This window comes from Promicromonospora sp. NPDC060204 (assembly GCF_042728455.1).
Lineage (GTDB): Bacteria > Actinomycetota > Actinomycetes > Actinomycetales > Cellulomonadaceae > Promicromonospora.
Genome location: NZ_JBHWZO010000011.1, coordinates 1 through 13723 on the forward strand (window position 1 = coordinate 1; position 13723 = coordinate 13723).

The following is a 13723-nucleotide window of genomic DNA, read 5'->3' on the forward strand; positions in this document are numbered from 1 at the left end:
GCTTCAGTCAGCTCGACGGCAACATCAAGGCCGTCGAGCCGCCCAAAGCGAAGACACCCGGGCCTCAAAGGGGAGGAGGCAGTGCCAGACGGCGCTACGGCCTACTCCGGCGACGTCAGCGGGCCGCCCCGGGCGTCCAGGCGGTCCAGCAGCTTCGGCAGGACGTCGCCGAGCCGCAGCCCGTCGTGCTCGAACTCGTTGGTGACCCACGGCTCGACGTTGCCCACGTGCGCCGCGGTCTCCAGCGACAGGGACGAGTCCACGAACATGTCGTCGAAGTACACCGCGGCCTCGACCGGGATGTCGTTGTCCGCGAGCCGGTGCAGGTCGTACAGGTCGCCCCAGTCCTGCCGGTGGGCGAGGGCGTCGGCGGCGGCCTCGAACGGCCGCAGGGCGCTGATCTCGGAGAACATCCAGGGGTAGATCATCTCGCCGGTCAGCAGCAGCGGCCTGGCGTCCTCCCCGAACGCCGGGTCGGCGTCGCGCACGGACTGGGCCGCCCACGCGGTGGGGCCCGTGTGGGACTGGGCGTAGATCGACTCGTGGAGCAGGGCGTACAGCGGGTTGGTCGCGAACGACGTCTCGGCCGCGACCGTCGCCCGGAACGTGTCGCTGAGCGGGCCACCGTGCGGGGAGTCGAACGCCTCGTCGATGATCCAGTGCACGCGCTCGAACCCGGGCTGCATGCCGAAGTCCATGCCGAGCGTCTGGAACCGCCGCACGGTGAGCGGGTCGCCGCCGGGCTCCGTCACGCCGCCGGCCGCGAGGCGGTCGGCGATCCGGCCGAGGGCCTTGGTGACGTGCGGGTAGCGCGCGCGGAACCGCTCGTTCTTGGCCACCACGCGCGGCTGGGTGCGCTCGTAGACCTCCCGGGCCGACGCCGTCAGGCCCGGCAGGCCGCCGGTCACGAGGCTCGCGTTGAGGCCCTCGGGCGCGAACGACAGGTACGTCATGGTGATGAAGCCCCCGTACGACTGGCCCAGCGAGGTCCAGCGCCGTCCGTCGAAGAGCGTCTTCCGGACGTGCTCGGCGTCGCGCACGATGTTGTCGGCGCGGAAGTGGGTCAGGTACTCCGCCTGCTCCGCGGGCGTGCCGAGGGCGTTCAGGGCCTCCGCCCGGACGGCGCTGGACCGCCCGGTGCCGCGCTGGTCGAGGAGCACCACGCGGAACCGCTTCAGCGCCGTGCCCACCCAGCCGTCCGGGCCGGTGGGGCGGGGGCCCTTGCCGCCGGGGCCGCCCTGGAGGAACACGAGGAGCGGCAGGTCCTCGGTGCGGCGGGTGGGGTCGACGAGCTCGCGCGCGAACACGGAGATCGTGGGGGACCCGTCGGGCTGGGACCAGTCGAGCGGGACGTCGACCGAGTGGTCGGTGACATGGACGCCGGGAAGCGTGTAGCTGATGGGCACGGGCCGAGCCTACGACCGCACGCTCCACCGTCGCAGCGCCGCGTCCGCGATATTCGTTGCATTAGTGGAGTGGCTGCTCTAATAATTGGTTCATGACGACCACCGAGGTACGCCAGCCGCCCGCGCTCCCCGCCGTGCTCGGCCTGGCCGTGCTCGTGCTCGGCCTCGTGCTCGGCTGGTTCGCCGCGCCGCTGGCGGGCGGGATCGCCGGCCTGATCGACGCGACGCCGCTGCCCGTCCCTCGGCTGCTCACGCTGATCGAGTCGCTGTCCCTGCCCTGGACGCTCGGCATCCTGGGCGGGCTCGGCCTGCTGGGTGGCGGCTTCATCGCCTTCATGACGGTCGGGGAGGCGCCGGTGCTCACCGTCGCCGACGACCACGTCGAGCACCGGCAGGAGGAGCGCGAGGTGTGGGTCGAGCGGTCCGACGTCGGCGCGGCGTTCCGGGACAAGGAGGACCTGGTGCTCCTGCGGCCCGACGGCGGCCTGCGTGCCCGCCTCGACACCGACACCCTCTCGGCCGAGAAGGTGCGCGAGGCGCTGTCCCGGCACGGCTGGCCCTGGCACGACGCCGACCCGCACGAGCAGCAGTTCGAGCGCTGGGTGGACGGTCGGCCGGGCTTCACGCCCGCCGAGCACGAGGTGCTCCGCCGTCGGCTGGAGGAGCGCAAGGACGCCGCGGCCCGCCGCCAGGCGGACGAGGACCTGGCCGCGCTCGGCCTGGTGGCGCGCGTCCGGGACGACCGGATCCAGGTGCGCCGCACGGCCGCGACCGAGGACGCGCGTGGCACGGACCGTTGACCCCGAACGGCACGAGGCGCGCCGGCTGGTGATCATCGACGCCGCGCTCACGGTCTTCGCGGAGCGCGGCTACGACGGCACCACCACCGCGGCGATCTGCCGGCAGGCCGGCATCGGGTCGGGCACCTTCTTCCACTACTTCCCGACCAAGCTGGACGTCCTGCTCGCGATCCTGACGCTCGGCACCCAGGAGGCGCGCGACGCCCAGGAGCGGTACGCGGGCCGGACGGACGCCCTGGGCGTCGTCCTCGACATCGTCCGGCAGGGCGCCGACGACGCCGCGGAACCCCGGATGCCCGGGTTCGTGCGCGCGGTGGGCGGCGTCATGCACCTGCCCGACGTCGCGGCCCGGCTCGACGAGGACACGCGGGCCCAGCACGACCTGATCCGGCCCTGGGTCGAGCGGGCCCAGCGGGCCGGCGAGATCCGGACCGACCTGACCCCGGACCGGATCACCTCGTGGCTGTACCTCCTGACCGATGGCTTCCTGGGGCGCGTCGCGGTCGACGAGGGGTTCACGGCGCAGGGCGAGAAGGCGACGCTCGTGGAGACGGCGCGCCGGTTCCTGGCTCCCTGACGCCGTCGCCCCAAAACGTGTCAGACGCCCAGGTCACCGGAGTGACCTGAGCGTCTGACACGTGGTGGTGCGGTCAGCCGATGTCGGCGTCGACCCAGTCGAAGGTCTTCGTCACGGCCTTCTTCCAGCTCCGGTACAGCCGGTCGCGCTCCTTGTCGTCCATGTCCGGCGTCCAGCGCCGGTCCTCGGCCCAGTTCGCGGTCACGTCCGACTCGCCCTTCCAGAAGCCGACGGCGATGCCCGCCGCGTACGCGGCGCCGAGCGCGGTGGTCTCCGCGACGACGGGGCGCACGACGTCGACGCCGAGCTGGTCGGCCTGGAACTGCATGAGCAGCTCGTTGGCGACCATGCCCCCGTCGACCTTGAGCTCGGTGAGCTCCACGCCGGAGTCCGCCTTCATGGCGTCCATGACCTCGCGGGTCTGGTAGGCCGTGGCCTCCAGGGCGGCCCGCGCGATGTGGTTCCGGTTGACGTACCGGGTCAGGCCCACCAGTGCACCACGCGCGTCGGGCCGCCAGTACGGGGCGAACAGGCCGGAGAAGGCGGGCACGAAGTACGCGCCCCCGTTGTCCTCGACCTTGCGGGCGTACCACTCGACGTCGGGTGCGTCGGTGAACAGGCCCAGGTTGTCGCGGAGCCACTGGACCAGCGAGCCCGTGACGGCGATGGAGCCCTCCAGCGCGTAGATCGGTGCGCTGTCGCCGATCTTGTAGCAGACCGTGGTGAGCAGGCCGTTCTCGGACGGCACCTTCTCCGTGCCCGTGTTGAGCAGCATGAAGTTGCCGGTGCCGTACGTGTTCTTCGCGGTACCGACCTCGAAGCACGCCTGGCCGAACGTCGCCGCCTGCTGGTCGCCGAGGATGCCCGCGATGGGCACGCCGGGCACCATGCCGCGGGGGCGTCCGGTGCCGTACACCTCGGAGGAGGAGCGGATCTCGGGGAGCATGGAGAGCGGGATGGTCATGTCCGCCGCGATGTCCTCGCGCCAGGACAGGGTGTCCAGGTCCATGAGCATGGTGCGGGACGCGTTCGTGACGTCGGTGACGTGCACGCCGCCGTCGACCCCGCCCGTCATGTTCCACAGGACCCACGCGTCCGTGTTGCCGAACAGCAGGTCGCCGCGGTCGGCCGCCTCGCGGGCACCCTCCACGTTGTCCAGGATCCACTTCACCTTGGGGCCGGAGAAGTAGGTGGCGAGCGGCAGTCCGACGATCGCCTTGTACTTGTCCGCGCCCTCCGAGCCGGCGAGCTCGTCGACGATCGCCTGCGTTCGCGTGTCCTGCCAGACGATCGCGTTGTAGACCGGCTTGCCGGTCGTCTTGTCCCACACCACCGTGGTCTCGCGCTGGTTGGTGATGCCTACCGCGGCGAGGTCGGTGTGGTTGATGTTCGCCTTGGTCAGCGCGAGGCCGACGACCTGGCGGGTGTTGTCCCAGATCTGGTCCGGCTTGTGCTCCACCCAGCCGGCCTTGGGGAAGATCTGGTCGTGCTCGATCTGGCCGCTGGACACGATGGTCCCGGCGTGGTTGAACACGATCGCCCGGGTGCTCGTGGTGCCCTGGTCGATCGCGAGTACGTAGTCAGCCATCGGAGTTGACTCCCTTGTCTGTGTCGAGGTCTGCCTGAGGTTCGGCTCAGAGGGACGCGGCGAGCAGGCCGCCGAGCGCGCCGCCGACCAGCGGTCCGAGCACCGGGACCCACGAGTAGGCCCAGTCGCTCGACCCCTTGCCCGGGATGGGCAGGATGAAGTGTGCGATCCGCGGGCCGAAGTCACGTGCCGGGTTGATCGCGTACCCCGTCGGGCCACCGAGGCTCGCACCGATACCGAGCACCAGGAGCGCTGCGGCCAGCGGCCCCATGTCCCCGGGCCAGTTGGCGAACGACAGGATGACGAAGACCAGCATGAACGTGCCGATGACCTCGGTGACGAAGTTCCACGTGTACGAGCGGATCGCCGGGCCCGTGGAGAACACGCCCAGCTTCACGGCCGGGTCGGCGTCCTGGTCGAAGTGCTGCTTGTACGCCAGGTACGCGAGGATCGCGCCCACGAAGGCGCCGCAGAGCTGCGCCACCCAGTAGATGAGCATGTTGCCGAAGTCGGCGGCGACCCCCGGGGCGAACTCCTCGGCCCCGCTGGCCAGGATGCCGAGGGTGACGGCCGGGTTGATGTGCGCGCCGGACTTCAGCGACACGAAGACACCCGCGAACACCGCGAGGCCCCACCCGAAGTTGATCATCAGCCAGCCGCCGTTGAAGCCCTTGTTCTTGGGCAGGATGGCGTTCGCCACCACACCGGCACCGCCGAGGAGCAGGATCATCGTGCCCAGGAACTCCGGCACGATGATGTCCGTGAATGCGTTCATCGCTGACTCGCTTTCTGCCGACAGCTCTGTCGGCGTACGGAGGTAGTCCCGGCGGTCCCTCAGGGGCGACCCGTCGGCTGTGAGTAGTAGTTGGCCTCGTCTTTCCTTAGTTTCGGAGCGGCTGCATGGCCGCCACGTCCGGTGTGGTCAGGCGCGCCCGCTCGGCGCCCTCGTCGTCGGCCTCTTCCGCGGCCTGGCGTTCCGCGTCGATGCGCGCCCGCCAGGCGCTGACCTCACGCTCGGTGTCCGACGCGTCCCAGCCGAGCAGCGGGCCGACGACGGCGGCGATCTCGTCGGCGGCCGCCGTGCCGCTGTCCGCCACCTCGTAGACCAGCCGCGTACGGTGACCGAGCACGTCCTCCAGGTGGAGGGCGCCCTCGTGGCTCACCGCGTAGTGCACCTCGGCGCGCAGGTAGGCGGAGGCGTGCTCGAGCGGCTTGGCCAGCGACGGGTCGGCGTCGCACAGCTCCACGATCTCGGCGAGGTTGGCGCCGTACCGGTGGAGCAGGTGGTCCAGCATCGGGGGCGACCAGCCGAACCGCTTGCCCCAGGTGCGCGCCTGGCGCTGGACGGCGCGCAGCCCGACGGCGCCCGTGAGCGGGATCTGGTGCGTGATCGACGGCAGCGCGGCGGCGCGCTGCCCGATCGCGAAGTCCACGGCGTCCTTGGCCATGATCCGGTACGTCGTGAGCTTGCCGCCCGCGACGACGGTGAGGCCCGGCGTCGGCGACGCGACGGTGTGCTCGCGGCTGACCTTCGAGCTGCTCGTGCCGGCCTTGGTGCCCGGCTGCAGCAGCGGGCGCAGGCCCGCGTAGGTGCCGATGACGTCTTCCCTGGTCAGGGGGTGTGCGAGCACCGCGTTCGCGTGGTCCAGCACGTAGTCGATGTCGGTGCTCGTGGCCACGGGGTGGGTCGGGTCGAGGCTCCAGTGGGTGTCCGTGGTGCCGATGATCCAGTACCGGGACCACGGGATGACGAACAGCACGGACTTCTCCGTCTGCAGGATCAGCCCGACGTGCCCCCGGATGCGCTCGCGCGGGACGATCAGGTGCACGCCCTTGCTGGCGAGCACGCGCAGCCCGCCCTCCGAGCCGGCCAGGGCCTCGGTGTCCTCGGTCCACACGCCGGTCGCGTTGATCACGGACCGTGCCCGGACGGTGATCTCCTTGCCCGTCTCCAGGTCCACGACCACCGCGCCGTTCACGGCGCCGGTCGCGCCCTGCGTCAGGCTGACCAGCTGGGTCCGGCTGGCGGCGTGCGCCCCGTAGCTCGCTGCCGTGCGGATCAGGGTCGCGACCAGGCGGGCGTCGTCGACCGACGCGTCCCAGTACTGGACGGCCCCGACGGCGGCGTCGTGGGCCAGGTCCGGGAACTTGGCCTCCATCTGGTGGCGGCTCAGGTGCCGGTGGAACGGCATCGGCCGGCGGCCGGGGGTCAGCGTCGCGAGGACGTCGTACAGTGCGATGCCGGCGCCCACGTAGGCGCGCTCCCAGACCCGGTGCTCCAGGGGATACAGGAACGGGACCGGCCGCACCAGGTGCGGTGCGAGGTCCCGCAGCAGGAGGTCGCGCTCCGTGAGCGCCTCGTGCACCAGCGCGAAGTCGAGCATCTGGAGATAGCGGAGGCCGCCGTGGACCAGCTTGCTGCTGCGGCTGGACGTGCCCTGCGCCCAGTCCTGTGCCTCGACGACCGCGGTCGACAACCCCCGCGTGACCGCGTCGAGGGCTATGCCGGCGCCGGTGACGCCGCCCCCGATCACCAGCACGTCGAGCTCTGCGGCGGGGCTGACACTGGCTTCGAGCGCAGCCAGTGCCTGGGTCCTCGCTTCTGCGGTCAGGCGTGTAGAGGCCATGCGCCAAACTCACCACGCATTCCGTGACTTGGCAAGACCTTTGCCCTTGTGGCGAGGGTGTGTTGGGATGTTCTCTCGCTCACTTTCCGGTTTGCCATTCGTTTCACCAGGTACGGGGCGTGCGGTGCCGTCCAGATGTCACCCGCACGTCACCCGCTGCGCCCGCCCGCCGTAGTGTGTCGCCGTGACGACACCCGAGGCGCCGGCAGTGCCCGTGATCCGACCCGCCCTTCCCGCCGACGTGCGCACCATCCGCGACCTCGTCCAGCCGCTGAGCCAGGAGCGCATCCTCCGGCCGTACGAGATGGTCGGGTACTTCGAGGCTGTCCAGGAGTTCCTGGTGGCGGCCGACCCCGCCACGCCGGGCTCCGCCGTCGGCTGCGGGGCGCTGCATGTGATGTGGGACGACCTCGCCGAGGTGCGCACGCTGGCCGTGCACCGCGACTGGCGCGGCCGCAAGGTGGGGCACGCGCTGCTCGAGGCGCTGGTCGAGCGGGCCCGCGCGCTGGGCCTGAGCCGGGTCTTCTGCCTCACGTTCGAGGTCGACTTCTTCGCCGCGCACGGGTTCCGGGAGATCGACGGCACACCCGTGACGCCCGAGGTGTACACCGAGCTGCTGCGCTCGTACGACGAGGGTGTGGCCGAGTTCCTCGACCTGGCGCGCGTGAAGCCCAACACGCTGGGCAACTCGCGGATGCTGCTGGAGCTCTGACCCAGCGCTACCGGGGCAGGTGCAGGCGGCCGACGTCGTCCTGCTCGGCCAGGCCGTCCTCGACCAGGCCGGCGATCGCGCGGTCGAGCTGGGCCGGGTCGTGCCACAGGCCCGCGAGCAGGGCCCGGTCCACGGGTTCCGACGCGTGCCGGAGCTCCGCCATCACCCGGCCGCGCGCCTGCCGGTCGGTGCCCGCCCAGGCCTGGGTGCGGCGCTTGTCGGCGTGCGCGTCCGGGGGCGAGCCGGCACGGCGCCACGCGCACAGCCCGGCGACGGGGCACGCACCGCACTTCGGCGCCTTCGCGGTGCAGACCAGCGCGCCCAGCTCCATCGAGGCGGCGGCCCACCGCGCGGCGTCGGCGTCGCCCTCGGGGGCGAGCGACGTCGCCAGCGCCCGTTCTGCGGCCGTGTACGACGGCGCGGGCAGCGCCGACCCGCCGACCGCCCGCGCCAGCACCCGCCGCACGTTCGTGTCGACCACCACGGACCGCTTGCCGTAGGCGAACGCCAGCACCGCGGCGGCCGTGTACTCGCCGACGCCGGGCAGGGCGAGCAGCTCGGGCTCGGTGCGCGGCACCACGCCGTCGTGCCGCTCGACGATCGTCCGGGCGCACTCCTGCAGGCGCAGCGCGCGGCGGGGGTAGCCGAGGCGGCCCCAGGCGCGCAGCACGTCGGCGGTCGGGGCCTGCGCCAGGTCGGCGGGCGTGGGCCACTGCTCCAGCCAGGCGTGCCACGCGGGCTTGACGCGGACCACGGGGGTCTGCTGCAGCATGACCTCGCTCACCAGCACGCCCCACGCGGTGCGGTCCGGCGCCCGCCAGGGCAGGTCGCGAGCGGCGCCGTCGAACCACTGCACGACGCCGGAGCGCACCCCGGTACGTCGCGTCGCCTCCGCTGTCGTCACGGGGACTCATCCTGCCGCACGCATGGTGGTCCGGCCGACCCGGTGGGTGGTGGTGTGTGGGCGGGCGGGCTTGGTGCGGCCCGGCGCGGCCGGCCGGGCGGCGGGCGGCGGGCCTGGCGTGGCCGGGCGGGCGGTGGGCCGCGGGCGTGGCGCGGGCGGCGCGGGCGTGGCGCGGGCGGCGCGGCCCGGCGTGCGCCGGCCGGGCCGTGAAGTCGGACATGTGACCGACTCGGCGGCGCGGCTGCCGCCCGGGCCGCGCGCGGAGTCGTACTTTGGTGCCGCGGCCGGCGGAGCACGTCAGGCCGTAGGTGTCGCAACAGCTTCTGGGGGTCGAGCAGGTGGTCAGTGCGCCGGAACGGGCCGAGTGGTCCCTGGGTCGGGTCGCGGTGGAGCAGCGCCCGTCCGGCAGACGCCCGCGCCGGCCGGGGCGGCTGATCGCGGTGCTGGCCGTGGTGGCGCTGGGCGGGATCGGGGTCGCGGTGACGTGGCCGCACCCGGACCCGCCGATCCTGGCGGAGAAGCTGAGCCCGCCGGAGCCCGTGGACCCGAACGCCGCGGCCGCGCCGTGCACGCCCGAGGACCTCGACGTGGGGCTCGCGGCCGACCGCACGGCGGTGACGCCCGGGGTGCCGGTCAGGTTCACCGTGTCGGTGCGGAACACCGGTCAGGTGCAGTGCCTGGTCGAGGCACCCCGGCACGGCCTCGCCGTGACCGTGTACGAGGGCGAGCTGGGCGAGCAGACGGCGGAGCGGGCCTGGTCGTCGGCGGACTGCGCCGACCAGGACGAGGAGCGGCTGCTGCTCCTCGGGCCGGGCGACGTCGACGTCACGAACGTGAGCTGGTCCGACGCGCGCTCGGCGCCGGGCTGCGCGGCCGACCAGCCCAAGCCGACGGCCGGCGAGTACACGGCGCAGGTCACGCTCGCCGGTGTCGAGGGGGCGGCCAGCGACGTCGTCCGGCTGACGTACACGGTGCCGCAGCCGTCCGGTTCGCCGTCGCCGTCGGGGTCGTCGTCGGGCGAACCGTCCGGATCACCGTCGGGCGAGCCGTCCGGGGGCGCGTCGCCGAGCGGTTCCGGGAAGCCGGACACCGATGCGGGTGGGAAGCAGGGAGCGGACACCGACGCGGAGCCGGACACCGACGAGAAGGCCGAGCCGTCGAACCCCTGATCCCCGGACCGTCCGGCTGACTCGCCTCCACGTCGATGCCGAGTCAGGTGGGTGGTCGGACCAACCGGCTGACTCGGGAGTCGGCCGGGGGTGAGTCAGGTGGGTGGTCGGACCAACCGGCTGACTCGGGAGTCGGCCGGGGGTGAGTCAGGTGGGTGGTCGGACCAACCGGCTGACTCGGCGTCGCGGGGCGGGAGGGAGTGGGTCAGACGTAGCGTTCGAGGATGCTCGACTCGGCGAGCCGGGACAGCCCCTCGCGGATCGTCCGGGCGCGCTGCTCGCCCACGCCGTCGACCGACATGAGGTCGTCCACGCTCGCGGCGAGGAGCTTCTGCAGGCTGCTGAAGTGCCCCACGAGCTGCTCGATGGTGACGCTCGGCAGACGCGGCACCTTCGACAGGAGCCGGTAGCCGTGCGGCGCGACGGCGGCGTCGAGCGCGTCCCCGCCGCCCGGCAGGTCCAGGATGCGACCGATCTGGCTCATGTCGAGCAGCTCCTGCGACGTGAGCGCGGAGAGCTCCGCCTGCACGTCGGCGAGCGTGCGGTCCTTGCGGCTCAGGACGTAGTCGCGGATCACGAACTCGCGGTCGGAGCCGACGTCGCCGATGAGCTCGTCGAGCTGGAGCGCCAGCAGGCGGCCGTCCACGCCGAGCTCGATCACGTAGCCGGCGATCTCGTCGGAGATGCGCCCCACCATCTCCAGGCGCTGCACCACGGAGCACACGTCGCGCACGGTGACCAGGTCCTCGATCTCCAGCGCCGACAGCGTGCCCGACACCTCGTCGAGGCGGGCGCGGTAGCGCTCCAGCGTCGCGAGCGCCTGGTTGGCGCGGCCGAGGATCGTGTCCGAGTCCTCCAGCACGTGCCGCTGGCCGCCCACGTAGAGGGCGACGATCCGCATGGACTGGCTCACCGAGATGACGGGGAACCCGGTCTGCTTGGCCACGCGCTCGGCCGTGCGGTGCCGGGTGCCGGACTCGGTGGTCTCTATCGTCGGGTCGGGCAGCAGCTGCACGGCGGCCTTGCGGATGCGCGTGGCGTGCCGGTCGAGCACGACGGCGCCGTCCATCTTGGACAGCTCGCGCAGGCGGGTGGCCGAGAAGTCGACGTCGAGCGAGAAGCCGCCGGAGCAGATCTGCTCGACGACCGGGTCGAGACCGAGCACGATGAGCGCGCCGGTGCGGCCGCGCAGGATGCGTTCGAGTCCGTCGCGAAGTTCGGTCCCGGGCGCGACGGCGGCCAGGGTCTCACGGAGCAGCTCGTCAGTGTGCGAGGAGGTCGTGGCCACGAAGAAATCCTACGCTGTGCCCTCGGGGGCAAGCAGTTGGTTTCATGAACCGGTCATCTGTCGTCCATGGTGTTGTCACCTCGACGGCCTAGGCCCTGCGCCCACTCCACCGCGTCGCGGATGTGCGTCGCCTCGACGAGCTGGAGCCCCTCGGGTGCCTTGACCCCGGTCCCGTGCGGCACCACGGCGTGGGCGAACCCCAGGCGGGCGGCCTCCCCCAGGCGGCGGTCCAGCCCGGCGACGGGGCGCAGGTCCCCGGCCAGGCCCACCTCCCCGACGGCGACGGTGGCGCCGGGCAGCGGCTTCCCGGTCCGCGCGGACACCAGCGCGAGGGCGGCCGCGAGGTCGGACGCCGGCTCGCTGATCCGGACGCCGCCCACCGTCGAGGCGTAGACGTCCTGGTCGGCGAGCCGCAGCCCGCCGTGCCGCTGGAGCACGGCGAGGATCATCGCCAGCCGGCTGGAGTCCACGCCGCTGGTCGCGCGGCGCGGGTTGTTCAGGGGGCTGGGCGCCACGAGCCCCTGCACCTCGACGGCGAGCGGACGGCGTCCCTCCAGCGTGACCGTGATGCACGACCCGGCCACCCCCGTGCCGGCGTGCGACAGGAACAGCCCGGACGGGTCGGGCAGCCCCACGATCCCGTCCTCGGACAGGTCGAAGCAGCCCACCTCGTCCGTGGGGCCGTACCGGTTCTTCACCGCGCGGATAATGCGCAGGCGCGAGTGCCGGTCGCCCTCGAACTGGCAGACCACGTCGACCAGGTGCTCCAGCGTGCGGGGGCCGGCCACGGAGCCGTCCTTGGTCACGTGCCCCACGAGGATGGTCGGGATCTGCCGCTCCTTGGCCACGGCGATCAGCGCCGCGGCGACCTCCCGCACCTGCGAGACGCCGCCCGGAGCCCCGTCCACCTGCGCGGACGCGATGGTCTGCACCGAGTCGACGATCAGCATGTCCGGCTGGTTCGCCTCCAGGTGCCCCAGCACCGTCCCCAGGTCCGTCTCCGCGGCCAGCAGCAGGGTGCGCGAGAGCGCGCCGATCCGCTCGGCCCGCAGCCGCACCTGCCCGGCCGACTCCTCGCCGGTCACGTACAGCACCGTGCGGGGCGACTCGAACCCGTCGGGGCCCAGCGCGCCGTCGGCCACGTTGCTCGCGACCGCGAGCAACAGGGTCGACTTGCCCACGCCCGGCTCGCCCGCGAGCAGGATCACGGCCCCGGGCACGAGTCCGCCGCCGAGGACCCGGTCGAACTCGCCGACGCCCGTCGGGTTGGCGCGCGCCGACTCCACGTCGATGTCGGCGATGGGCCGGGCGGGCGCGCGGGCGGGGGAGACGGCGGCGGTGCGCGGCCCGGTCGCTGCCGGTCCGTCCTCCGTCACGGTGCCCCACTCCTGGCACTCCCCGCAGCGGCCGACCCACTTGACGGTGGTCCAGCCGCACTCGGTGCACCGGTACGCGGGCCGGGCCTTCTTGGAGGTCGATGAGGTCACGAGGGGAACCGTACGTGCCACCACTGACACCGGCCGAAGATCACCCGTGCCGTACCCCATCGGGCGGCCGCGGCGAGCGCTCTCGCCAGGTAGTTTGCGACCATGCCGGCCACCGACGGGCGCATGGTGCGCCCCGCCGGGTCGCGCACCGGCGCAGACCTCGCCCCTCCCGCCCCCACGCGCGGCGCACCCCGTTCGACGACCCGCCTCGCCGGGCTCACGGTCGCGCTCGCCGCGGCGCTCGGGACTCTGCTGGTCTGGTGGGCGATGGTCACCACGTGGCCCGGGCAGCGGGTCGAGGAGCGGGTCTTCGTCACGGCCGACCTCTTCCAGGACGTGGTCAACCGCCCCGTGGAGCCCGTGCTGCTGCTCGGCTCGCCGCCGTGGCTCGTGACCGGGTTCCTCGCCGTGTGCGGCATCGGGCTGGTCCGGCGCAGGTGGGGCGCCACCGCCCTGGCCGCCGCCGTGATCCTCGGCTCGAACCTGACCACGCAGGTCATCAAGGACGGCGTGTTCTACCGGACAGGCCTCGTCGGGGAGTGGAACCGCGACATCAACACCCTGCCCAGCGGCCACGTCACCGTGGTCGCGGCGGCCTGGGCGGCGCTCCTGCTCGTCGCGCCCCGCCGCTGGCGGCCCGCGACGGCGGTCGCGGGCGCCGCCGTGACCTGCGCCATGGGCCTCGCGACGATCGCGGACCGCTGGCACCGCCCGTCGGACGTCGTCGCCGCGGTCCTCGTCGTGGTGCTGTGGACGGCGCTGGCGTGCGTCGCGACGCCCGCCGGGTGGGCGGACCGGCCCGAGGACGACCCGCTCGGCCGCACAGCCGGGCCGACCCGGCTCGTCGCGGTCGCGCTCGGTGTTGCCGCGGTCCCGGCCGCCGTGCTTTCGGTCCTGGCCGCCGCCGCCACGGAGGGACGCCTCGGCTCGGGCCTGCCCTGGGACGCGGGGCTCGTCGCGTACGCGGGCGGCCACCTCGCGGCATGCGCGGTCGCGGCGGCCGCGTTCGCGGTGCTGCTCCCGCTGACCCAGGCGGCGGCGCGGCCCCGCTGAGCGCCCGGCCCCAGAGCCTGCGGTTCCGCCGAAGCCACCCGCCCCTCACCCGGCCCCGCCGGGCGTGCCTCCCTGCCGATGTCAGTGGCGCGACATAAGGTCTCGGATGAGC

12 protein-coding genes are annotated in these 13723 nt (G+C 73.1%); 5 read left to right on the forward strand and 7 right to left on the reverse strand.

Annotation, left to right across the window (positions count from 1 at the left end):
• Positions 1–101 precede the first annotated feature (101 nt).
• Positions 102–1406: an alpha/beta fold hydrolase gene (locus ACFWEJ_RS02860; protein WP_377227695.1), complete on the reverse strand. Its 1305-nt coding sequence runs from the start codon at positions 1404–1406 to the stop codon at positions 102–104.
• A 92-nt stretch (positions 1407–1498) separates the two neighbouring features.
• On the opposite strand from ACFWEJ_RS02860, the gene ACFWEJ_RS02865 reads away from it, so the two are divergent.
• Together ACFWEJ_RS02865 and ACFWEJ_RS02870 are read left to right on the forward strand one after the other, a co-directional pair.
• A complete protein-coding gene (locus tag ACFWEJ_RS02865; RefSeq protein WP_377227696.1) occupies positions 1499–2206 on the forward strand; it encodes a hypothetical protein in 708 nt (235 codons plus the stop codon).
• Positions 2190–2783, forward strand: coding sequence for a TetR/AcrR family transcriptional regulator (locus tag ACFWEJ_RS02870; RefSeq protein ID WP_377227697.1), 594 nt, complete (start codon positions 2190–2192; stop codon positions 2781–2783). The genes ACFWEJ_RS02865 and ACFWEJ_RS02870 overlap by 17 nt, the downstream gene beginning before the upstream one ends.
• A 73-nt stretch (positions 2784–2856) precedes the next feature.
• Here ACFWEJ_RS02870 and glpK read toward each other — a convergent pair whose 3' ends face one another.
• The 3 genes from glpK to ACFWEJ_RS02885 all read right to left on the reverse strand — a co-directional run bounded on the left by glpK (position 2857) and on the right by ACFWEJ_RS02885 (position 6998).
• Positions 2857–4371, reverse strand: a complete 1515-nt coding sequence (gene glpK / locus ACFWEJ_RS02875) for a glycerol kinase GlpK (RefSeq protein ID WP_377227698.1) — start codon at positions 4369–4371, stop codon at positions 2857–2859.
• Positions 4372–4417: 46 nt separating this feature from the next.
• Positions 4418–5146, reverse strand: a complete 729-nt coding sequence (locus ACFWEJ_RS02880) for an MIP/aquaporin family protein (protein WP_377227699.1) — start codon at positions 5144–5146, stop codon at positions 4418–4420.
• Positions 5147–5252: 106 nt separating this feature from the next.
• Positions 5253–6998, reverse strand: coding sequence for an FAD-dependent oxidoreductase (locus ACFWEJ_RS02885; RefSeq protein ID WP_377227700.1), 1746 nt, complete (start codon positions 6996–6998; stop codon positions 5253–5255).
• Between the two features lie 184 nt (positions 6999–7182).
• Here ACFWEJ_RS02885 and ACFWEJ_RS02890 point away from each other — a divergent pair, with 184 nt between their 5' ends.
• Positions 7183–7710: an amino-acid N-acetyltransferase gene (locus ACFWEJ_RS02890; RefSeq protein ID WP_377227701.1), complete on the forward strand. Its 528-nt coding sequence runs from the start codon at positions 7183–7185 to the stop codon at positions 7708–7710.
• Positions 7711–7717: 7 nt separating this feature from the next.
• Here ACFWEJ_RS02890 and ACFWEJ_RS02895 read toward each other — a convergent pair whose 3' ends face one another.
• Positions 7718–8614, reverse strand: coding sequence for an A/G-specific adenine glycosylase (locus ACFWEJ_RS02895; RefSeq protein WP_377227702.1), 897 nt, complete (start codon positions 8612–8614; stop codon positions 7718–7720).
• A 308-nt stretch (positions 8615–8922) separates the two neighbouring features.
• Between ACFWEJ_RS02895 and ACFWEJ_RS02900 the strand changes: the two genes are divergently transcribed.
• Positions 8923–9783: a hypothetical protein gene (locus tag ACFWEJ_RS02900; RefSeq protein WP_377227703.1), complete on the forward strand. Its 861-nt coding sequence runs from the start codon at positions 8923–8925 to the stop codon at positions 9781–9783.
• Positions 9784–9988: 205 nt separating this feature from the next.
• Here the strand turns inward: ACFWEJ_RS02900 and disA are convergent, their stop codons facing one another.
• Positions 9989–11071 carry a DNA integrity scanning diadenylate cyclase DisA gene (gene disA, locus ACFWEJ_RS02905; protein WP_285100798.1) on the reverse strand — a complete coding sequence of 361 codons (1083 nt, stop codon included), beginning with the start codon at positions 11069–11071 and terminating at the stop codon, positions 9989–9991.
• 53 nt (positions 11072–11124) lie between these two features.
• Entirely contained in the window at positions 11125–12558 is a 1434-nt protein-coding gene (radA, locus tag ACFWEJ_RS02910; protein WP_377227704.1) for a DNA repair protein RadA, read from the reverse strand.
• A 102-nt stretch (positions 12559–12660) separates the two neighbouring features.
• On the opposite strand from radA, the gene ACFWEJ_RS02915 reads away from it, so the two are divergent.
• Positions 12661–13611, forward strand: coding sequence for a phosphatase PAP2 family protein (locus tag ACFWEJ_RS02915; protein ID WP_377227705.1), 951 nt, complete (start codon positions 12661–12663; stop codon positions 13609–13611).
• The last annotated feature ends 112 nt before the right edge of the window (positions 13612–13723 follow it).